Below are 23,186 nucleotides of genomic sequence, written 5' to 3' on the forward strand. Positions count from 1 at the left end.
AACAAATTGAGGAACGCTCATACACAACTTTTGACAATATCTCTGCCAATTACAAACACGAGGGTAAATTCGATGAAAATGCGAAAGTTATTAATGTAGAAAGCAATAGGTAAGCTTTTTGATCAGGAAATTGTTATCCCACCATTAGTCCAGCGGACTGGTGTTTCATCAGATCCTGACATCGTTGGACAGGACGTGCCAGCTTAGTACTATCCGTTAGTCTGAGAGGGTATCTAGCAGTTGCTTTAAAAAGTAACATGATCACCTAGATACCCTTTGAAGATTTTTTCGAGAGCAACGCGATCTTTCAGGCTAGCGGTTTTTGATTTTATAAGCGACTCGGGACAATCGCAACTAGCCACTCTCTTGCCATATCTCTATTTTTTTAAATTAATTAACCTGTTGAATAAGTTATTCATACTTTCCAAGGGAAATCGAGAAAAGATTTTGAATAGATAATGGAGAATAGATATTGATTCTTTGGTTTGTATTGGCGCTTGTAAAGGATAATGTGGCTCAGATACAAAAGGTTCTTGTCTAACAGAAATTTCTTGTTTTACTTCAAGGTTTTCTACTTGAATGTCTGTTACAATCACTTCTTCGTTTACTTGTTCCTGCTCTGTGTCATCACTTTCTTCTACTTTAAGCAGAAGAGCTCTTTTTGCTCTTTCAACTACTCCAATATTTTCTTCTAGTTCTACAAAAATTTGCTCTTCTATAGGCCTGATATCTGCTTCTAATTGATTCATTTCTATAGGATTCTGGGCTTGTAAGTTTGCTAATCTACTGATGTTTGTTTGTAATTCCCTAATCGCTATGGTACGCTCGGCTTGTGCTTTTTCTAATTGCCTAATGCCTATGCTATTTTTTGCTTGCGCGTTTTCTAATTCATCCTGTGCGCTTTTTAATTCATTCTGTGCGCTTTTTAATTTATGCACGTTTGTTTCTAATTTAACAATGTTTGTTTCTAATTCATGGACGTTTGTTTCTAATCGCGTAATGCCTATGCTATTTTTTGCTTGCGCGTTTTCTAATTCATTCTGTGCGCTTTTTAATTCATTCTGTGCGCTTTTTAATTCATTCTGTGCGTTTTCTAATTCATTCTGTGCGCTTTTTAATTTATGCACGTTTGTGTCTAATTGAACAATGTTTGTTTCTAATTCATGGACGTTTGTTTCTAATTGCCTAATGCCTATGCTATTCTTTGCTTGTGCGTTTTCTAATTCATTCTGTGCGTTTTCTAATTCATTCTGTGCGCTTTTTAATTTATGCACGTTTGTTTCTAATTGAACAATGTTTGTTTCTAATTCATGGACGTTTGTTTCTAATTGCCTAATGCCTATGCTATTCTTTGCTTGTGCGTTTTCTAATTCATTCTGTGCGCTTTTTAATTTATGCACGTTTGTTTCTAATTGAACAATGTTTGTTTCTAATTCATGAACGTTTGTTTCTAATTGCCTAATGCCTATGCTATTTTTTGCTTGTGCGTTTTCTAATTCATTCATCTCTCTACGACGCTCGGCTTGTGCGTTTTCTAATTCACCCATCTCTCTACGACGCTCAGTTTGCTCTATACGAATATAGGCTTGCACGCTTTTTAATTCATCCATCTCTCTACGACGCTCGGTTTCTGCCTTTTCTAATCGCTGATATTGATTTTGCTGTTGACTAAGATCTTTATGGAGCTGTAGAATCGATTCTTCTAGTATCTTTTTGGATTCAAAATTTTCTTTATCTATTAATTTTTGCTTCTCTTTGTCTTTTTTCTTCTGTTTCTTTAATTTTTCGTTCATAGAAACATCCATACTAGCTTGCAACTGCTTTATTATGCTAGCGATGTCAAAAGAAGTTTCCTGTTTAAAAGAAATTTGCGGCTGCTCTATAAATTCACTTAATTCAGTTGCTGTAGTACTACAAGAAACCACGTCATTTATTGCTTGCCGCTTTTTGATTTCTTTTCTTTTCATCTCTTTTATATGAGCTGAATTCATTTTTTTAAATTTACGATATCTTTTAGAAGAGGCTATTGATTCACATAATGCAGGAATTGCTACATTTAATTGTGAAAAAGATTTAGAAAAAGAAGAGATAATGAGAACAGCTAATTCTGTAAACCGCCTTGCATCAATACAAGACCTATCATCAGAATCTCGATATTTTTTCATGAAGTCTTCATAACTCATTTGTGTATAGTCAGAATTATAAAAGCGCTTAGCTTCTATAGCACAGTTGTTACGCATTAATAGACTCCATTTGAAAACTATATAAAAATTTTATCATTAAATTTATGGCTCTGTGTTAAATAAATCAACTTAAGTTATTGATAATCTGTAATTTTTTCACTCATATCCACAATTTTAAATTGATTTATTCAACAAAGCCATTTCAATATACTCTAGCAAAGAATAAAATTAATCTTTTATCTTCTTCGTCCAAAAATATTGAATAAACTCCAAAACCATGAAGGTTGCGTCATTGAATTTACTTTAGATGTCAGTAAACCTACTTTTTGCTCGTTTGTTAAGTTCTGATACTGATCAAAAGGAATACCATTTTCTTTCAAAGCCTGATTAATTCTTAGGCTGTAGGCATCTATAATTTTGTCTAATTTGTCTTTGTGAGAAAGATTGATATATGCATCTTGTTGAAGGCCAAAACTTTGTAGTATTTGGTCTACATTTAAATCTTGCGTTTCAAGAGCGATATTCAATAGAAGATTCGTATTTCGGTTGCGTTCTATTAGAGCCTGATTAGCAGATGTAAGATTTTCTATTCTTTCATCTCTATTTTCTACTCTTCGGTTTAAAACGTCTGCTCGGTTAGTTTCAGAAATTAGTCGACGGTTTAAATTTGCATTCTGCGTAGTTAAATTATTGATTGTCGCAGTATGTTCTAATTTTTGTTGCTCTAAAGCAATTATTTGATTATTAAAATCAAGCATAGTCCTAGCATCTGTTAGAGCTTGCGAAGTTAAATTATATATTGTGCTCGCATCGGTTCTAGTCTGCTGGCTTAGAGCTGTATTCCGTTGGCTTAGAGCTGTGTTCTGTTGGCTTAGATTATCAACTTCGTTATTCAAATTACCTATTCTGGTATCTTTATCAACAATCTCCAGGTTCAAATTGCTTATTGTGTTAGCATCAGTTCTAGTCTGTTGGCTTAGAGCTGTGTTCTGTTGATTTAGAGCTGTATTCTGTTGATTTAGAGCTGTATTCTGTTGATTTAGAGCTGTATTCTGTTGGCTTAGATTATCAACTTCGTTATTCAAATTACCTATTTTAGTATCTTTATCAACAATCTCCAGATTCAAATTGCTTATTGTGTTAGCATCAGTTCTAGTCTGTTGGCTTAGAGCTGTGTTCTGTTGATTTAGAGCTGTATTCTGTTGGCTTAGATTATCAACTTCGTTATTCAAATTACCTATTCTGGTATCTTTATCAACAATCTCCAGGTTCAAATTGCTTATTGTGTTAGCATCAGTTCTAGTCTGTTGGCTTAGAGCTGTGTTCTGTTGGCTTAGATTATCAACTTCGTTATTCAAATTACCTATTTTAGTATCTTTATCAACAATCTCCAGATTCAAATTGCTTATTGTGTTAGCATCAGAAGCAACTTTTTCTTTTAATTCAATGTTATCTTTACTTAGCTTCAGATTTTCGCTTTCTAAATATTGCTTTAGGCTCTCTAATTTTTCATTTCGATTTTTCAACTCAGTATTGTCATTGAGAATTTGTTTATTTTGATTTTCTAACTTATTAAAATTTGTTTCTAATCGCTGATATTGATTTTGCTGTTGACTAAAATCTTTATGAAGTTGACTAAAATCTTTATGAAGTTGACTATGATCTTTACGGAGCTGTAGAATCGATTCTTCTAGTATCTTTTTGGATTCAAAATTTTCTTTATCTCTTAATTTTCGCTTCTCTTTGTCTTTTTTCTTCTGCTTCTTTAATTTTTCGTTCATAGAAACATCCATACTAGCCTGCATCTGCTTCATTATGCTAGCGATGTCAAAAGAATTTTCTTGTTTGAAAGAAATTTGCGACTGCTCTATCCCCTCACTTAATTCAGTTGTTGTAGTACTACAAGAAATTACATCATTTATTTCATCATCACTATATTGCTCAAAAAGATATATACCACGTGATTTTAAAGCTCCCTCACTATTACTAGCCGAAGATTCGATTCGATCTCCTAGTGATAATCCAATCTTTGATATTAATCCATCTTGAGAAACGATCTCCTGCGTTTGCTCAACTCCTTCAATTAAGCGACGACTTGTAGGAGGGACTTTTTCAGCTTCGTTGCTAGTGCTAAGATAATCATCTTTAATTCTAGTCCCTATAGTATCTACCATACACTTATCCTTTTAATTTACTAACTAAATTGAAAAAAATATCTTAAATTTTTGGAAATCAATAAAGCTTATCACATCTTATCAATGGCTTAAGTTCATTTATACAGCACCAGGTTTGATAACGCAGAAATAACAAAGAAAGCTATCCTAAATAAAATATCTTTATTTAAAAAGAAAATTTGTTAGATAAACCCCAAAAATCGGTAGTCCTAAATAGGTATTGATTTTAAGACGTTAGGCGAGTAAATATAGCTCTACCATCGGAGCATTTATGAAGATATCTGTCCTTACAGCCAATCACTCACAGCTCGAAAAATGGATCAACTTCTCAAGGAAAAGAGAAATTTCAATGTCTTTCTTGTTTAAAGCAATTTCTCGAAGATCCTCAAAATAAAATTATTTCACAAGGCTCCAAAAAAAGAATTCGAAGATCTCTTATAGATAAGGGTATCTCTAGAGGGTATTTACTGATCAAGATCTTTATTTGTGATTATAATGATAATTTGAAATCACTACCTGTTTTTCAACCTTTGCAAAAAATTTCAGTAAGTTTAAATTTTACTCCAATTCATGAAAATAAAACAGTGAACCTATCCCGATAATGCAATTTTTTAAGGAATAGATTATCTTTCTCTTATTTTCGTTGAAAATCAGAGGAAGAGATGAAGGGAATCGATTTGAAGGATTGAGTCACGATCAATGGCAAGTATTAGAAATATTTTTGCCTAGAAAACCTGAAAATAGAGGAAAAGGTAAGCCTCATACTCCCTGGAGAGAGGTGTGCAATAAGCCTTCTATGGATTTTGATTATGGAGCGAGGTGATGCGATTTGCTAAAAGCAGATCAGTGGGCTTCAAGATCAGCAACTCATAGATGGTTAGGAATTTGGTAAGCAAATGGGACACTAGAAAAGATGTTTGCGACTGTTAGAGAGCAAGCGGAGCTTCAAAGTCTGCTCAATTTTGAAAGACTAGCTGCAGATGGTTTTTTTTCAGCAGGCAATAGAGGAGGCCGGTTGATTGATTATGGTTATAAAGGAAAAGGCGTTACAACTCATCTACTGACAGAATCTCATTAACTTTGAAGTGACCTCAGCTAAAGGGGACGAAAGGCAACAGGTGGATAAGCTCCTAGATGGGATTGAAGAATTTACTCATCAAAGATATGTGCTAAACGGATTGATTCCTATTTTTGAAGCACATAAAAGATATGATGCTGAAGAGCTTAGAGATAAATTACTTGAAAGGAAAATTTTTCCTTTTATTCCTTATAGAAGAATAGGCGCGCTAAAAAGCTGAGAAAATTATTTGCAGCTTAGCCAAATTCAGGTGGAAAATTGAGAGGCTATTTCTTGGTTACAAAGAAAATTTAGGCGACTTGTTGTTCGCTGGGAAAGACGTCTTTGTTATTAGAAAGACTTTTTAACATTTAGTCTTATCTTCTTCTCGATAGACAAGCTTAAAATATTATCGGGATAGGTTCGTGTGCCAGTAAAGAGATGAAATGTCTTAAAAAAAATTAAATTGATCTTCTGAAATTAAGAATTCAAGTATAGAATGACATTTTTAATAAAAATCTCAACGAATAGTAATAAACAAATAGGTTAAAATCAGGAAATGCTATTTCATAAAAATTGGGCTGGGAAAATCGGAAAATCGAAAAAATTAAAAATGCATATTAGAGCATCATGGGTTCCCATACTGGGTTGTGGCTTCATTTTAGGTGTCATAAGTCAACATATTCAAACTTTTCGTGCATACACTGATAATATTATCAAAAAAATAGAAGTTGAAAAAACCTCAGTCTCTCATTTTCAATCGAAAGATGAAACCAAATATCAAGCTGTAGTGAATCAACCTAAATCTTTTTTTCATGTCAACAGAACAGGTTACTCGTTGGCTTATGATGCCAGCCGTCGTAACCCACATTGGGTATACGAGCATCTTTCAGCAGATAGTATCCAAGTGAACGCAAACCGCTCTCATGCTAATTTCAAGGAAGATGATAACATCCCTGCACATCTCAAGGCAACTTTGGTCGATTATAAGGGCTTTGGATTTGACCGTGGTCACATGGCACCAGCAGCTGATCATAGATCAAGTGAAAAAGCTATGTCTGATACATTCTTCATGACTAATATGTGTCTCCAATGCCCAGAACTCAATCGGGGATATTGGTCTAAATTAGAAAAACACGTCAGGAATCTAACGCAAAAGTATAACAGCATACATGTAATTACAGGACCACTTTATCTACCTTATCAAGAAGCTGATGGTAAACGCTATGTTAAATATCAAGTGATTGGTCCCAATAACGTTGCTGTGCCTACCCACTTCTTTAAGGTTTTAAACTTAGAGAAAAAACAGGGGAAATCGGTAAATATTGCCTATATTTTGCCGAATGAACGGATCGACTCTAATGTACCATTAGAGAAATTCCAAACAACTGTTCAAAAAGTAGAGCAAGCGGCCGGAATTGTCTTTACAAATTAGAAATTTGATGACTATATCCGTATTCTGCTACCTTATTCAAAAGCTAAGCGGATTTCAGATTATGGCAAAAGAAACCCGCATACACGGAGAGAAACTCGCGCGCGTACGAGATAAACAAATTTTAACAATTAAACCAAGTAAATTCAACATCATTTTCTTGTTGAAACTTCAAACTCTTTAATAACAACTAAAGTCATGTATTTACTTTAACTTGATGGTTTTTCAGGCTCGGAAACACTATTTCTCCTTTTTAATTTTTCCAAGACTATAGGTGCTAATAAATTTCCATTCTTGGCACACTTTTCCAACCACTCTTTAGCTTTTACCTGGTTCTTTTTTGTTCCAATACCTTCCAAGTAGCATAGTGCTAGGTTACATGCAGATGGATTATGATTTTGCTTAGCTCCTTTTTCAAACCAATAAAAAGCATGTTCTTGATCTTGTCCCACACCATCACCAAAAAAGAACATCATTCCTAAATAAAATTGAGATTCAACACAGCCTTGTATGGCCGATTTTTTGAACCAGTAAGCCGCTTTCAAGAAATTTTGTGGAATAGCCTCCCCACATCCATCATAATACATTTTTCCTAAAGAAAACTGCGCTAATAGGTGATCTTGGTCTGCCGCATGCTCAAGCCAAAAGCGGGCTTTCTCATGGTTTACTTTGATCTTATTTGAATAGAGAATGTAGTTATCTGAATAGAGCATTCCCAACTGAAACTGTGACTCGCCATAACCTTGGCGTGCAGATTTTTCAAGCCAATGCATCGCTTGTTCAACATCATTTTTCTTTAAGTAAAGATGAGCTAAAACGCACTGCATTTTTTCGTCATCTTTCTCAGCAAAGTATTTTAATTCTTCAATGGCTTCGTCGTTATTTCCTTGTTCAATCTTTCTTAAAATACCTGCTCTTTTAATGCCTTCTTTTACACCATATTTAGATACTCCTTGAACTGATGAAAAATTTAGTAATGAAAGAGAAAAAAAAAGGAGAATAAAAAATTTAAACATGAACTGACCTGTGAGATTTTGGAAAGGAGATTACCACAATAAATTTTTCCATCAAAAACATCTATAAATAACCTTCTCCTGATAATCGCCATTTGGGTAATTTTAGATTTGCAACCGTTGCAAATCTAAAAACCAACGTAGGTTGAATGACGTACTATGTTCCCATCAAAGGATCAGGTTTCAGAAATTAAAACTGTCGCTTTTCCTGAAGAATAGACTGCATTTCCGGTTAATGTCATTTCCTTAACAGGAATAGGGTCGATTATGATGGTTACTTCTTGAGCATCTATCCAAGCAGCACAAGTTTTAGAATTTTCTGATTTTGTTACTACCATAAAAACTTTTAAGACATATTTTTCTTTCTTTGGATCTAGTGTTAAGCTGTTAAAATGAACAGCAGTATTACTTGATAAACTTTTCAAGAGAATTGTTAATCGGCCATTCTGCTACACTTGTGATTGGCATTGAATTTTTCCTGACATAAAAGAATGAAATACATTTCCTTGTGTTGTCGAAGGAGTTTGAGATGTAAAAGAACTGGTGACAGTCAAGAAACAAGCTGCTAAGATAAATTGTCCAATTGATTTCATAAATTCTCCTATAGTGTGAAATTTATTCAGCTACAATGATTTAATGCCACTTACCAAAAGATCTAATACCACTATGACTCAGCTAGTTTTAAGTGTTCTCACAACATTTCCTTTGCTGCGATATTTTATCATTTCACTTCTTATCACTATTTGCATGCCGATCCTTATTGACTTCGCCCTGAATCAATTTCGAGATTTAAAAACTAAATTTGATGGAAATTATTTCAAAAGAAGAGTGATTGTATTTACCATGACAATGGTCTCACTTATTGCTGTTGATTACTTCTTAAAATCCTGATAATCTTTGCTTCAATGTCATTCATAAGTTATCAATCCATTTAATGAATCTTCCAAAATCTACTCGATTAATTTCTCACTGTACCGAGTTTTGCAGAGTGATTGGATTAGGCTTTTCCTCATTCCAGTGAAAAATAATTAACATAAAAATTCAAAAGATGCTCTAATCACTCTGCCTTAAAAAGACAGAGTGGTTCAATCATAGACTAAAACATTCCTTTTATAAAGAGATAGCCGACAACAGCAGTCACCCCAAATGTAAAAGGAGTTCCTGTCATTAAAAATGCACATCCTGAAAGAATACCTAATACAGCTAATGGTAGATTAATCCGATCAGAAACGGCAGATACGTTTCTCAAAATATAAGAACAAGCAGCCAATGGATATTGAAGAATAGTCTTCCCAATATTCGAAATAACTTCGATAGTGTTCCAACCTAAATTAGTGAAATTTTCCCAAAGAAAAGCGGCTGCTTCTCTAAAAGATTCTTTAATGGTACCCATGATAGTATCTTTGATTAGAAAGGGTAATTCCTTAACCTGTCCTTGAAAAGTTGAAATAGTTTCTTGCAATCCTTGGAAAGATGGTAATGTTTCGCTTACATTATGCAATGTTTCTTGGATTTGTGTGTTAACGTTTGTAGAAATCTCAGTTAACGCATTTTCTAAATTGGATATTACATGATGGTGCGGATATTCCAACGGCTCCTGACGCTTTATGCTTTCATATCGTTCCTCTATAACTATCAGTTCCTCTGTTAATGCATGTAACTCATTAGAAAGATCAACTTGCTCCAATTCAATTTGAGAAGCTACGCGTCTTACATCGCCTATCTGTTCTTGTATTGCCTCATCAGTTAGAATTATTTCATCTACCTTTTGATTAATCGTTTTCAAATCTTCATTAAGCTCTTGAGCTAAACTTTGAGTTAATTCGACTTCAACATGTAATTCTTGTAATTCAGATTGATGTTTATCTAAGAGGAGCATGTCTTGCTCGCTCCTTTGCAGCACTTCATGATATTGCTGCATAACTGAATCCTGTTCTCTTCGAATTTCAAGAAGCCTATCTTTCATATTTAGAGACCCTGATTCAAAATCTGGTATTGAGAATGTGCTTTCATTGTTAATAGAAGCCTCAATCTGAGCTCGATCAGCCTCTAATTGAATAGCCGCTTCTAGATTAATCCTATTCTGAAATGCCTCGAATTTTTCGTCTGAAAACGGAAGGATTTCATCACCAAAACGCAGGCGAATGATTCTTAAAGCTTCGGCTGAACTTTTGTCATCCAAATCTTCTTCTCTATTTGACAAGTTAATATGCGATACTTGGGCTGCCCCATCCCATATACGCTGCATAAGAGGCAATTCTTGAGATGGTGCGGGACCAGAAGAAGTATAAAGAGGTGCTTTTTCTCCGATTACACAGCCTTCTGAATGTAAAGTTAACAGATCAGTCGTAGGGTTCAAAGCTTCATCAACTATTTGTTGAAGCCCAAATAATAGCATCGCGCGGTTAGTGGGTATGTAAGTGTTCATTTCTTTCTCCTCTAATTATTTTACATTTATCTTAAGTATTCTTCTTCAGGACGAATAAGACACCCATATCCGATTCGATACATTAATTGATCTAATCGCTTCTTTTCTGATATATTTGGATATTCCAAAGCTTCTTTTGCTATTAATTCCTCTAAATATTTAGCTCTTCCAATTGATAGAAAACTATCAGTCATACGCGTAAAAATATTTTTTGAAGTAGTTGGTTTAGAAGAAAGATCCTCATGTGGGGGTGTTAGATCTGTAAACCAAGAAGGAAAACATTTGTTTGCTAGATAATTGGCTGTTCCCTTACAGTCTCTATAGGTTTGAATGGTACTATGATTAATAAATGCAATTTTCATTCTTTTTATCTCTTCATCTACTTTAGTTTGGATATTCAATACTCTTAGTCGATCGCGTAGTACTTGTACCTCTGTTGTTCTTTCTTGTGTAACTTGTTCAATTCTTTCTTCAAGCACGTTTACCTGGACCTGAAGAACATCTTTTTCTCTTGTGACTTCCGCCAACCTACCTAGATTCATCAGAGACCAATCTCGAGATAAATTTAATTCTGTGGAAATATTATGAATATTTTCTTGCAAATGAGTGTTATCCCGAACAAGGCAATTAACCCTTGCTGAGTACTCATTAATTTGTTCTGAAAGAATTTCCATATCGTGCTTTCGTTTTTCTGCTATTATTTCTAACTCAGAAAAAGCCAAAGCGTCTTGCTGTCTTTGAGTCGAGACTGTAGACTTAAAGTGATCAAAACTTTGCTCAAGTTTTTTTCTTTCTCTTCTCAATGTCTTATTTTCATAAGAAAGATAAAATCTCCGTGTGCTGAGTTCTTTAATTTTTTTTTCTAATAAAAGGATTTGTGATTCATAATTAACAACTCCTTTTGTTTTTAAGCTAGCTTGCTGTTTAAGACGTTTGATAGTTTCTTGTGAATCTCTTAATTCTCTCGTTAGATTAAACAAACTTGTTTCACAGTTGTTGATTACTTGCATAAACATTCTTGTAATAGTAACTGATTTTTCATCGTCTGAACTAGTAGATGAAATAATAGATCTTACATTTTTATAAATTTCAGAAAATGTAGGATCTACATTTTGGCTTTCCGTTAATTGATGAGACGAATAAATAGAGCTTTGACTTTGAACGTACATACAAGATACCTCTTGTCGATTGGATTTAAAACCACTTTTTAAATTTTTTCTTTCTTTTCTAAACTTTAACTAGACGCATCTGATGCATGATGTTTTTAATTTGATGGTGGGTTTTTACCACCAAAAAATTTGAGTTCGAACTGCTAATCATGATTTCTGCAGCTTGTTAAAGCAACAAATACATCCATATAGATGTATTTGTTCTATATTGATGTATATTTAGGAAATTGCTTAAATAGCTTCAATATCAATTCAAGAGTCGAAACCATAAGTTTATAATCGTCTGACCAACAGTTGTTTATATAAATTCATATGATTTTTAAAATGGAAATCACTTCAATTTTGTCGGATCAATATGTGAAAATCCCATGTCTTAAAAATTTCATAAGACCTTTTTCATCAATATGATAGGATTTATTGAAATCGATGAAATGATGCGCAAAAACAAATCACTTCAGTATTAATGTATTTATAATTAAGATGTTTAAAACATCTCGAGCTTGATTTAAGCACCAAGAAAAGAAGAGACAAGCGTTGTTTGTAGGTTCTCAAACTTAGGTTTGTTATGGTTTGTAGTATTAGCACGCAAAACGTATCCGGCACTACACCTTGTTATGACTGTGGTTGACTAAAACAGCTAAGCAATTGTCTCGAATTTATTAGAGAAATTTATAGGCTTGCTCGACTGTCCATTCAAGGGTGCAACATGATAGGCAAACGTTTATTCTTATACTTAGGAACGAGCCAAGATTCTTTGTTTTCGGATAAAAAATAATGCTAATCTTGCAGTGCTAGATAAGTTTAAGTCTTCTAATTTTAAGCTCAATTGGAGCTAACATACACTATTCAGATGACAAACACTCTCCATTGATTCGCTCATAAGAAGATAAAGATTCAGGCCTTTAAAAATAGCGGCTAAGCTTATTCTCTTCTATGGAGGGTCTCATTATGATTCTAAAGTTCAACCATATAAAGGTGAATGGGACTTTCACCTACAGAAAGAAGAGTAGATCTGAAGGTGTCGAGATTATGATCGTCCAAATAATCGCTGATATCAATTTCTCTAGATTCTGGGTAAGTAATTTCTTCTTTAGTTAATGACTGGTACATTTCATATGCTTTTAATCTATTTTTTCCCCTTTCTTCCTCTGCAAGCAACTTCAGGCGGTTTTCTTCAATAAGGCTTGGATCATCTTCTAATAACACATCCCCATGTACCTCGACCAGTTGTTGGATTAACGATAGGTTTATAAGAAAGGTGTTTGCTAAACTGATATCCCGCTAACTCAAAAGCTAAGAAAAGTCGAAATTCTTCAATCTCTTGGTACATGAAAGTCAAATGAGAATTTTCGACCATAGCCTCACAAACAATTTGAGCTTCTTGCCATGAAAAGCCAGGCATTTCCAAAAAAATCGGTTGATGACCCCAACTTTCTAAGGTTCGCTTTAAAACAGAAAGGTCTTGAACATTTCATGCCCCGATTATTTAGGAGCATTGAATGAAATAACAGATTCTGAAATATTTACGCACATGCTAAGAAGTCAGACGAATCAAGAGTTAGGAAACATATGATTTCTATCTGATTGTAATAAAATAGAGTAGACAACAGGAGAAAAATCGTTAGGCAGGGAACATTCTTTCTTCATTGCATCTGCAATCCCTTTATTAGCAGATGCACTCCAGGTTGTCTTTGCATAACAACAAATGAAATCTTGAAAAGCTTGTTTTTTTGCGTCTACTCTTCGACACTGAAAGTCCATTCTTGTAAATTAGCTTCCGCCTGATCACATGCTTTCTCAACAACACTTGTTCTGTAAATATTAAATATTTGATGAGCAAATACTTGATAATCTTTACTATCCGGCGAAGAGGGTAATTGGTTTCTATTTTCGCGAATTTTCTCAATAAAATAGGAATAATAATAGCTAGGTTCTTTACACTCTTCAATAAAGAATTGGTCTGTCTGATCAAGCATTCCATGACGATTAACCATTTCCGTTACCGCGCTTCCACCTCTGTTGGGCTGAGCAATATCTTGAGAAATATTAGTATAGACCAACGACTGAACGGAAGAGAAACTAGTATCGAGATTAAGCATAATAATCGTTATACAAACTGTATTTTATAAAAATGTTAACTATTAACAAATTAATGACAATTACTAGTCAATAAATTAATTTCAACGTATTTCAAAGCCTCGTTGCAATTTAGCTCATTGACTAATTAATTTATGAAATTATTATATTTTGGTATACCCTAATAAAGTTTTACATCCATCAAAAGAAAATATAAACTGGTTCAATTAAAAAAATAATCAATCGTCTATACTACAAATTGATAAAGAATTCTTATCACTTAACAATCCCTCTTCATCAGACAGGCTATCATCTTGTGGCGATTCGGTCGTATTTACTGGGACGGGTGAATCTGATTGGTGAGCTGCTGTTGCCCACATACGAACAATGAAGCTATCGGATAAATCAGGCAAAAAGCCTTCATAAACCCTCAAATCTTTTAGCCCATCTAAAATAACTTTATTTTCTTCACATTCTTTATCTTTATTTCTTTTATCTTTTCTAAAGTTCCTATCATTGTTTTCGTATATTTTAAAAGCCTCTTGACCCACAAAATATGGGAAGCGCGTATTGCTTAGGAATAAAGTAATGGAGGGTTTCCATCCATAATAAAAATTCCCATGACACCCCCTATATTTGATATTCACATGATTGTGTGCATCTTTGATAGCAGATATTCCTGCAGCACAGAGCTTGCAACATAATTTTGATATACCTAAATCTATTGTCAGTGGGTTGTTGTTTTTACTATAACCATATGTTTTGTATAAAAACCTAAGTAACCTAATTTCTGCATGCAAATGCTCTTCATTTGATACGAAATTTATGTTGCCACTGCATAAATTTTTGATTGATTGTTGTGTGAAAATCCCTTCTCTTTCATTTGTACTTCTACGATAATCCTTCATTGATGAGACAAGTTTTTTAACATCTTTTTCTAGACGATTATTAATTTGCTTGCCAATCTTTACTTTTGATTTTTTATATTTGCCAATTAATAACTCACGAGCTTCTTTCCCGCTGATAATTCCTGTTTCTGCTTCAGGTTTCTTTATTCGATTTAATTACTTAATTGTTTTACGCACACTTTTTTCTAAAGTACCTATTTTATTCGCTGTGAAATACCATTCGTCATTTACTAATGCAACTGCCACACAATTCGTTCCATCACCATTAACAATGAGCCTAGCCAAGCTGTCTAATCTTCGTACACACTTGTCATAATCACGTATTTCCTGCTTCCCTTCTTCATCATTTGGACGATCGAACTTTTCTAAATGAGTACCGAATGCCTGAAAGAAACTTTTACAATTTTCTGACATACTAACTGTCATAACTTTTCCTCAAAAGATAAAATTTTGAACATAAAACATATTAATGTGATAATACTCGTGATTGCAACACTCAAGTAGATTTTAGAAATTACTCTTTCAACTTAGGTTCAAAAATGACATTTTAAAACCTTGGTGTCGAAATCGATGAGAGGAGTAGGGATAATGAAATTTGATGAATGATTTTGTAATGAGATGTGTAACCGTTACACACCTCATTACAACTGACTAGCCAATAGCTTTATCTAAAATTAACTTAAGAGATACTAATTCCAATCTATCTTCTTCCGATAAATCATCTTTACCTTCACATATCTGACTCAAAATTCCTTGTAGTGAACGAATTAATTTTGAGTTAGATTTTTGAGATGTACTTTTAGATGTCTTTACGGGTAGATCATTTTTAATTTTAGAAATGATATCATCACTTTTGAGTTCTTTAGAAGAATTGATAATATCTAATTTTTTCTGAATATCACCTTCTCTAGATGCCAATATATAGGCTGCCTTCTGTGGAATGCATTGAAATTTATTTTTAAATTCTTCATTGGGTAATTTAGTATAAAAATCAAAATACGCTAGTAAGTTGTATCCCGTCTTTCTAGAGCCTAAAGCCAAATCTAACCATTTATTAAACGTGCCATCTTTATAGAACTTTAAGATCTCACGTACTTTAAAAATTCGTTCTCCAGCTAAGACAACCCCTTGCTTTTGAATCGCTTTGATTTCAGACGTGGCTCTCTTAATTTCATTAATATCAGCATCAAGTTCATTTGAGCTAATTTCTGGAAGAACCCCCTCTAAAAGTAATCCCTCAATTTGTTCTTCTTCTTCAGGCTCCAATTTATCAGAAAAATGAAAATTTCTTACGATAGCTGGTAAAGAGGAAGATTCAACATTTGGATTTACAGGCAAAACGTCGCTAAACATTTCATCGAAAGATAATTTCGCCTTATTTTTTAAATCACTAATTCCTGACATAGCTGAGTTTCTCCATAAATTCAGTCGTAAATTCATTATATGCTTTTGCCGCTGGGCAGTTATGGTCTAAATCGTATATGGCTTTACCAAATGCTTGGCTTTCTTTCAATTTTACATTTTCTGGAATACGTGCTTTAAACACTTTATCTCCAAAAAGTTCAAGAATAGCATCAAACACTTGTCTAGAGTGATTTGTTGTTATTTTAAACTGAGTGAAAAGAACTCCCAACACTTCAGCTTTATGTCCAACTAAACTGCCAGCTTTCTTGTTTGTTCGATTGATTGTTTCTAAAAACGTTTGCATACCAGCTAAATTGAAATAGTCCAGTCCGAATGGCAAAATGATGTGTTCTGCCGCCAATATTGCATTAGTTAATAAATTAATATATCCCGGTGATGTATCGATGATCACATAATCATATTTAATATCTTGAAGCTTACTTCTCAAAGCAAACTCTTTTGCTTGAATATGAGCTAATTTTACATCTGAAATAGCCAAAGACATGTCCGCAGGAACAATATGCAATCCTTCGATATAGGTATCTTGCACAACATCATTCAAAAAACAATCCTCTTGACATAGTAATTCAGCAACGGTTTGTCTATTATCGGTTTTAACCCCTAAACCGATAGTTGAATTTCCTTGGGGGTCTAAATCTATTAGCAAGACCTTTTGTCCCGCATATGCTAATCCAGCAGCTAAATTTATACTAGCCGTAGTTTTCCCACAGCCCCCTTTTTGATTCGCTATAGCTATTTTGTGCATAAAAATCCTCCATAAAGATACATAAAAATAGATTTTCAACCAAATTTTGTCTACTCTTTAATGATTGTGTAACCGTTACATGAAGCATCAAACAATAAGCTTCAGCAAAATGGACTTTTTTGATTTTAAGATTTTCGACAATAAAAGATCTGACTGAAATAATGAATACATCAAATCGCGTGTGTAACCGTTACACACGCGCCATAATTTCAATATTGAAAAATTAAACTGAATTAATGACTTCATCAAACCAGATGTGTAACGGTTACACATCTGGTTTGGTAATTAAAAACTCAAGAGTGGTTAACTTAATAATTTCCTTATAAACACTTCTCTAACTTCACCATAGAAACTCTTGAGATCAAGATAGCGAAGAGAAATGTTATTTCGAACACCCTCAGATACAAATTTAGCGATCATACATTTTTCAAGAAATGGAAGAGCAAATAAACAAACGACAAAGGCGAATATAGAACTATACAAAACTAAGCTTTGATAAGACGAAGTGAATTTAGCTATAATCACGGTTACTCCACTAATCAAAGTGAGTATACTGAAGAATGCTACTTTCATTGTTCTTTTCAGACAGCTTAACCTAACACCTTGTATCTGCAAGTCTCCTGAATCTCTTAAAATATAAAAATAGAAGAGGAAGAGTGGGAAACTAATAATATAGACTAGGCTTCTAAAGACAAGTGGAGTAAGAAAGTCTTGTCGATGAAATTCGATTTCAACCATTGCAATCATTGTTAAAGTAACAATCCCAAGAAGGAAATATAAAATAGTAATGGGTTTATTTACGAAAAAGATAGAGTAAGGCATGTTTTTTCCTTTTCACCTACTTTACAATTTTAAATTTAATTTTCGCAATTGGAATGTTTCCGGCTAGTTTTATATAAGCTTGGTTTCTTTCCAAAAATTGTATTTCTGTTGAAGAGACCAGCGATAGACTTCTCGTTTGCAAAGATAGATTCACTCCGTCCCTTACATCATTAGCCCCATAAGACAAACCTTCTTGATATTCCTTAATTTCTCTTTCACCAAAAATCTTTGAAATTTGTTCTGCAATTTCAGGGTCTTGTTCAGAAAAGATAATTTTTGTTGCACAGTTACCAAGTATCGTTTTAGATCCACTGGATCCATAGATAGCGTGAAGCTGAGCAGGACTTTGGAGGGCTAAAAGAGCACACCCTCCATATTTACGACTCTCAGATAAAAATGTTTCTAAATCTTTCAACTTATTTAATGAGGGAAGCTCATCGATTACAAACCAAACTTTTCGATCGAAGCTTGTATTTAACTGCATCAAACTTCTTACTGCTACCGAGAACCACGAGCTAATAAGAGGATTCAGTGCTGATCTTTGAATAGGAGTACAAGATAAAAATAACCAACTGTCGTCATCTTGTTCGATCCACTTACGGATTGAAAACGGTGTTTTCGTATCCTGTAGAAATTCTAAGTTATTGAGAAACGAACTAGCCACAGATCTAACAGATCCAGCTGTTTTTTCTGAAGTCAAATCAATATGAGCGGCCGCTTTCGTGCCCTGCACAAATTCAGCTAGTTGAGAAAGGGGCTCGAATAAAAGTTTGTTAGTTAACTCTGACGTTCTTTGTATCGACTCTAATTTCAGAAGTGCTGAGCTCAGCAAAGAACGGGCTGCTGTTCTCCAATAGTTATCATTTTCTGAATGACTTTGCGGAATGAATCCTTCTGCGATTGATTCATAATCGAGTCGATCTCTGCATTCACACCAAGGATGCCAAGAAGCACTTCTTGGATCGCACGGATTCAGTATAATATCTTTCCCGTCTCTATAGTACCGATTAACAAATGTGCCAGTCGAATCAATAATGATTGCTTTTTGCTTCTTTTTTCTGATTTGAGGGAGAATATGATGAAAACAATTCGTTTTACCACTCCCCGTGCCACCAGTAACCAAAATATGTTGTGTTTCACTTCCTTTGACAAGAGGAATTGGACCTAATTTTATTTTAGAGCCGAGTCTCTTAAAAATGAGCATCCATCTCAATTTCCAAGTAGAAACAATCTGCTTTCCTGAGACATGCTGCTTTTTCTTCGACAGTTTACCCTTAATAAAGAAGAAAAGGATAAGAAGGATAAAAGCAATGGAAGTCATTAGACTTGTTTGCGCGGCTTGAGACTTTCCGATTTCAATCAGTTGATTCACGTAAGGCTTCGTAGAATTATAGACTTTTGTCGCACTAATGCTCGAGCCACTAGGTCGTTTCTCATGCGCAATTTTTTTCCAAGTTTGAGTATCTACAAACATGTTGTCTATTGAAGCTGATACATAGTAATTAGCTTTTAGGTGATACCAAGACGCCTGGTAGAATAAATGGGATATTTGACTCATCTGATAAGAAAACAGCAATACCCAAATTAAGCAAGAAACCATCCCCCCGATTTTTAAGACCTGTTTAAACATGCGGACACGATGTGTCCAAATTTGTCCACCTTCAGTTACTGTATGAATCATGCCCATTATTCTTCCCCCCGATTCCAAAATGGCGTCTCAAATACATAGTTGTATACATTTGGTAGCGCTTGTTTAAGTAGATTTTTGCCCTTCTCTCCGCTAAACTTATTCTCACTCTCTGTTTGAATTGTGTTGACTTCACCATGAGTCATTTGAATCTGTTCTTGGTATCCTTCCTTTGTCAATTTGTACATCTGTTCCAACTGTTGACCTTTCCGATTAATATCCCAGCTAATCAAGCCATTGTTAAACCCTAGTGAGAGATTATTTGATGCAGCGTCATTATACATCTGATTTGCAGAATTAAGATCCAAGTCATTGACGAGAGAAAGTGGTGATTGATCCCACAAATTCGTATAGGCCATGACCTGCCCTTGTCTCATATCTTGAATAAATTCATGGGCAAGCATCTGTTTATCTTTTTCCATTCCATGACATAATATTTCCTCTAGGCGACTAAACCCACCTTCTTGGGCAAATTTCTTTTGTGCCCAGTTCACAAAATCCTGATTTAATGATTGCTTAATAAGATGCCCATTTTGTCTCATCCATGAAGCATTCTGAGATGTTTGATCGAGGTAACTTTCAGCAGATTGATAAGCAGCTTGAGAACTCTTAACTTGATCCAAAGCAGAACTGAAATTCTGCGCATAACGAATACCTTCATCTTGCAGCAGGCTGAAGTTCTGCGATTTGGCAAAATCTTGTACAGTCTGGTAACTCTTTTGAAAGCTATCACTATCTGTCACATTTTTTGCCGATTGAAGCATTTCCGTTCTGTCTGCCCCTATTCCAAAGGATGCATTTCCTGAAGTTGAGAAGTAGGCAGCACCACCTCCGGCTGCTACATTACATAAAAAGTCCAAACTCTCTTTTGAATTGAGCCCATATTGCTCTCCCCAATTTGCTGCGTAGCTCTGCAACAGCGACGCGCTTTCTTGCAAATGATGCCCATCCCGTTGTGAGATCCCTTCATTATAGTTACTTGAATTGGATAGGTGTGTTGTCAAATCCGATCCTGTTCTTGCTTGATGAGAGAGACTATCTTGGTAAGTTTTTTGAGTGCTATTCAAATAGGATCGTGCTTGTTGCTCGCTTATTTGCAGACTTTCACTGACCAAATCATCTGCCGATAAGCTTGTCCTTAAATCTGAGCTATTCTGCTTAAGAATGTTTTCTCCAGCTGAATAAATAGCAGTCGATCCGCCTTGATGATCCGTGAAATATCCAGAAGAAAGAGAAGGCGCAAGATTACTTTGAAAGCCTGTTGTATTTTTATACGAGGTCTGACCAAAGTTTGTATTAGCAAAAGAATAATTGCCGCTTGTTTGCTCAACAGCTGAAGAAGAGGCGGCGTTATGCATGGGTGACATAATAGATCCCGAAATATTGCTAACGATATGTTCTCCTCCTTTCAAGAGAGCATAACTGATCATAGGAACCAGAGTGTATAAATATCCAGCTGCCGCGATCATGTTATTTTGCAAATGCTTAAGACCGATATTCGAAAAATAGCTTAACCCCAGTTGATCTGAAGAAAGGCCAGCAAAAATTGCAGATGTGTGCTCATGAGCATTAATTTGAATGATATAGTTTACGACAGCATAAAGAGGCGGCCAAAGCTGAATCCAAATAACAAGAGTGGCCCACTTGCCGATCATCTTAAATCCACCGGGTAGTAAAGCAAGAGGAACAACAAAAATAAATCCAGAAAATATTATCGCCTCCAATATTCCACGCATGCTAATCAAAGTACTGCCAGCAAGAGATCCCGCGATTTGCATCGTATTTTGCTGTTGATCATGAGCTCGATGGCTTGCTAAGCGACTTCCACTATACTCGTTAGATAGTAGATTCATAACAAGCTGCTGACCAATTAGTTTCTCCTTTGCAATAGAAAGACCTGTCAGTGCTTGAAAAGTCAAAGGTAGATTTCCAAGAATATTTGTTTTCGCATAAAAGGCTTTTTCTTTCTCAAAATAAGGATTCATCTGCTTTAAAGACTCCTTACAACTCAAATATCCGCATTTTTTTGTCTCTGGTGAGCAGTAGTTGATCATGCGAACATTCGAAGTGTTTTTTTCAAAGAACTCCCACAAATCAGCTGATTTTTTCAATTCAGCGACTGAATACTTTCCTAAAGCCACATCATACAAGACGCATTGTTTAGCGAATTTTCTTAAATTTTGTTCAAGAGAGGGATTGGTGAGTTGGTACTGCTTAGTATCTAAAGCTGCATCAGCCCCGAAAATCATGCCTGTGGTATTGTATGAAATATCATTAGGCATATGCATGACACTCTCAATTGCTCGGGTGAGATGATAGCCTATAGAACTCGTATATTCTGCGAAAATAGCAAGTGCGGCAGGTACATGATCCACCTTGTATATCTTTTGCTTAAAAGCACTTGACTCCCCGCTCGTTTCATAGGCTAACAAATCCTCGATATGGACAGTTGTTGTGGGAACAAAAAACAACGTGTAAATGACAAGTACGGGAATAAAATACTGAGAAAATAAAAGATTTATCGATTGAGAAGATATGGCCTTCACAAGCGCCCAGGCAGAAGAAAATATTGCCGCAACAATCACTAACGATCGCACAATGCCCTGGCCATCTCCGTTAAAGAGCATCGCGATTGCATTAAATATTTTCTCAAGCGTTTCTCCGCCACCATATGTGACAACTGTTAGCCCCATAATAATACCTGTTAATCTAAAATAAGTTCTGAAGCTATTTGGTTTTCGATCATATCGATTTTTTGCATCATCTGGAATTCGCGCTCCATCTGATTCATAGCACGCGTTTCATAGTAGCGTATGCTTTGTTCTACCCGTTCCAGCTCATTTAAATAGTCATCGACAGATGAAGCAAACATCTGTTCTCGTCTAAGGTGAGTACACCCCTCTCGAACAATAGAAATGGATTCTTTTAAAAATTGGATGAGAAGATCCATCGCCACAATATCGGCTATTTGATAGAGATCAATTGGACAATATCCTTTCTTATAGGCTGTCAAAACATTGACTATTTTATACAGAGGTAGTCTTGACTTTTCTAAAAGCTCTTTTTCTTGCTGATCGAGTTCTGTATCGGACAGGATTTTATTTTGCATTCCCACAAGCTTGTCTTTCACTTTTCCAATCCAAGCATTTGAAGGGTCAATTTTTAATGGCTTCTCAACAACCATTAAGCATTTCTTTTTGAGATCTATTCCACAGCTATAACCGACAGCTTGCCCTCCATCTAATAACACCTTAACAAAGGTTTCGTCTTCGACTTTACTTGGCCATCTTTCTATCTCTATAGACTCCTCCCTCTTCACAACAATCGTACCCATTAAGCTCATGAGTAATTCTTTGAGAGATTTCCCGTCTCCTTCCATTAAAAATTGGTGCTTTTGCAGCGCCTCCCAAGCGATGTTGTAATCCCCCATCAAAACTCCACGATAGCGATCATCTTCTTGCAGATCTTTCATCACTCGATCAAATCCTTTGGGATTCGAGCATTGATGACGCGCGTCAATGTAATCAGAAAATAGAGCACCATCTTGATTTCCTAAGGAGCGACAAATTTGCTGACTAGCCGCTGTGTTTGCAGGCCATACAGCACCAACAAGATGAGATGCTGTTTCACAACTATTAATTCCAATCGAATTAATAGAATTTGCCCAGCTTTGCAATTGCTTGATCGTATTAGCTGTTTGTGGGGAAACAGTTTCAAGACCCAAAAGAAAAGCGTATCCCTTAGCGTTGCTTCCAATGCTTTTAAGTGTTTGCACTAGCTGGGTATGATTGATAAAAGAAAAGCCGCCAGCAAAAATATCAATCCCTCCACACCCTGCGTCGAATCGTGGTAAACTAACAGTGGCTAGCTTGGTATTTACCACTTGATTTCGAACAGACACTCCACCACCTGTCATATAGCCAGCTTTTTGCCCATTATAAATCTCAGCTGAGTTAATGTTAGAGGAAGAGCCAAATTTGTTATAAAAGTGGGTCATCTCTTTATTTAAATCAGCCCACGCATGACAAATAGACAAAGTAAAAAAAATTGTGTAAATGCTCATTCTT

The 23,186-nt window shown here is 35.1% G+C and carries 19 protein-coding genes; 3 read left to right on the forward strand and 16 right to left on the reverse strand.

Translation table 11 applies throughout. The features are described 5' to 3' along the window. Positions 1–377: 377 nt before the first annotated feature. Positions 378–2,240 carry a coiled-coil domain-containing protein gene (locus PNK_RS12785; RefSeq protein ID WP_059062638.1) on the reverse strand — a complete coding sequence of 621 codons (1,863 nt, stop codon included), beginning with the start codon at positions 2,238–2,240 and terminating at the stop codon, positions 378–380. A gap of 179 nt (positions 2,241–2,419) precedes the next feature. Beyond that, positions 2,420–4,357 carry a hypothetical protein gene (locus PNK_RS12790; RefSeq protein WP_059062640.1) on the reverse strand — a complete coding sequence of 646 codons (1,938 nt, stop codon included), beginning with the start codon at positions 4,355–4,357 and terminating at the stop codon, positions 2,420–2,422. Positions 4,358–5,270: 913 nt separating this feature from the next. Between PNK_RS12790 and PNK_RS13570 the strand changes: the two genes are divergently transcribed. The 3 genes from PNK_RS13570 (at position 5,271) to PNK_RS12800 (ending at position 6,849) form a co-directional block, all read left to right on the forward strand. Beyond that, a complete protein-coding gene (locus PNK_RS13570; RefSeq protein ID WP_158021837.1) occupies positions 5,271–5,435 on the forward strand; it encodes a hypothetical protein in 165 nt (54 codons plus the stop codon). Positions 5,436–5,475: 40 nt separating this feature from the next. Then, positions 5,476–5,655 carry a hypothetical protein gene (locus PNK_RS12795; protein WP_059060995.1) on the forward strand — a complete coding sequence of 60 codons (180 nt, stop codon included), beginning with the start codon at positions 5,476–5,478 and terminating at the stop codon, positions 5,653–5,655. Positions 5,656–5,973: 318 nt separating this feature from the next. Next, a complete protein-coding gene (locus PNK_RS12800; RefSeq protein WP_059062643.1) occupies positions 5,974–6,849 on the forward strand; it encodes a DNA/RNA non-specific endonuclease in 876 nt (291 codons plus the stop codon). Positions 6,850–7,055: 206 nt separating this feature from the next. On the opposite strand, the gene PNK_RS12805 is transcribed toward PNK_RS12800, so the two are convergent. The 14 genes from PNK_RS12805 to PNK_RS12875 all read right to left on the reverse strand — a co-directional run bounded on the left by PNK_RS12805 (position 7,056) and on the right by PNK_RS12875 (position 23,182). Further along, on the reverse strand, positions 7,056–7,862 hold the full coding sequence (locus PNK_RS12805) for a tetratricopeptide repeat protein (protein ID WP_059062645.1): 807 nt from the start codon (positions 7,860–7,862) through the stop codon (positions 7,056–7,058). A 173-nt stretch (positions 7,863–8,035) separates the two neighbouring features. After that, positions 8,036–8,284 (reverse strand): hypothetical protein, encoded by a 249-nt coding sequence (locus tag PNK_RS13575; protein ID WP_158021838.1) that lies wholly within the window; start codon positions 8,282–8,284, stop codon positions 8,036–8,038. 671 nt (positions 8,285–8,955) lie between these two features. Next, on the reverse strand, positions 8,956–10,287 hold the full coding sequence (locus PNK_RS12815) for a hypothetical protein (RefSeq protein ID WP_059062649.1): 1,332 nt from the start codon (positions 10,285–10,287) through the stop codon (positions 8,956–8,958). A 26-nt stretch (positions 10,288–10,313) separates the two neighbouring features. Beyond that, on the reverse strand, positions 10,314–11,456 hold the full coding sequence (locus tag PNK_RS12820) for a hypothetical protein (protein ID WP_059062650.1): 1,143 nt from the start codon (positions 11,454–11,456) through the stop codon (positions 10,314–10,316). A 954-nt stretch (positions 11,457–12,410) separates the two neighbouring features. Further along, on the reverse strand, positions 12,411–12,662 hold the full coding sequence (locus PNK_RS12825; protein WP_059062652.1) for a hypothetical protein: 252 nt from the start codon (positions 12,660–12,662) through the stop codon (positions 12,411–12,413). 530 nt (positions 12,663–13,192) lie between these two features. Further along, on the reverse strand, positions 13,193–13,555 hold the full coding sequence (locus PNK_RS12835) for a hypothetical protein (RefSeq protein WP_059062656.1): 363 nt from the start codon (positions 13,553–13,555) through the stop codon (positions 13,193–13,195). 216 nt (positions 13,556–13,771) lie between these two features. After that, entirely contained in the window at positions 13,772–14,440 is a 669-nt protein-coding gene (locus PNK_RS12840; protein ID WP_059062658.1) for a nucleic acid/nucleotide deaminase domain-containing protein, read from the reverse strand. A gap of 156 nt (positions 14,441–14,596) precedes the next feature. Beyond that, positions 14,597–14,866: a hypothetical protein gene (locus tag PNK_RS12845; RefSeq protein ID WP_059062659.1), complete on the reverse strand. Its 270-nt coding sequence runs from the start codon at positions 14,864–14,866 to the stop codon at positions 14,597–14,599. Positions 14,867–15,091: 225 nt separating this feature from the next. Beyond that, positions 15,092–15,844: a CT583 family protein gene (locus PNK_RS12850; RefSeq protein WP_059062661.1), complete on the reverse strand. Its 753-nt coding sequence runs from the start codon at positions 15,842–15,844 to the stop codon at positions 15,092–15,094. Further along, positions 15,831–16,610, reverse strand: a complete 780-nt coding sequence (locus PNK_RS12855) for a ParA family protein (RefSeq protein WP_059062663.1) — start codon at positions 16,608–16,610, stop codon at positions 15,831–15,833. Before PNK_RS12855 ends, PNK_RS12850 begins: the two co-directional genes overlap by 14 nt. A 303-nt stretch (positions 16,611–16,913) precedes the next feature. Next, positions 16,914–17,432 carry a hypothetical protein gene (locus PNK_RS12860; protein ID WP_059062665.1) on the reverse strand — a complete coding sequence of 173 codons (519 nt, stop codon included), beginning with the start codon at positions 17,430–17,432 and terminating at the stop codon, positions 16,914–16,916. Positions 17,433–17,448: 16 nt separating this feature from the next. After that, positions 17,449–19,119 (reverse strand): type IV conjugative transfer system coupling protein TraD, encoded by a 1,671-nt coding sequence (traD, locus tag PNK_RS12865; RefSeq protein WP_059062666.1) that lies wholly within the window; start codon positions 19,117–19,119, stop codon positions 17,449–17,451. Beyond that, positions 19,119–21,812, reverse strand: a complete 2,694-nt coding sequence (locus tag PNK_RS12870; RefSeq protein WP_059062668.1) for a conjugal transfer protein TraG N-terminal domain-containing protein — start codon at positions 21,810–21,812, stop codon at positions 19,119–19,121. The genes traD and PNK_RS12870 overlap by 1 nt, the downstream gene beginning before the upstream one ends. Before the next feature lie 11 nt (positions 21,813–21,823). Continuing rightward, positions 21,824–23,182: a conjugal transfer protein TraH gene (locus PNK_RS12875; RefSeq protein ID WP_158021839.1), complete on the reverse strand. Its 1,359-nt coding sequence runs from the start codon at positions 23,180–23,182 to the stop codon at positions 21,824–21,826. Between the last annotated feature and the right edge of the window lie 4 nt (positions 23,183–23,186).

Origin of the sequence: Candidatus Protochlamydia naegleriophila (assembly GCF_001499655.1) — a bacterium.
Taxonomy (GTDB): domain Bacteria; phylum Chlamydiota; class Chlamydiia; order Chlamydiales; family Parachlamydiaceae; genus Protochlamydia; species Protochlamydia naegleriophila.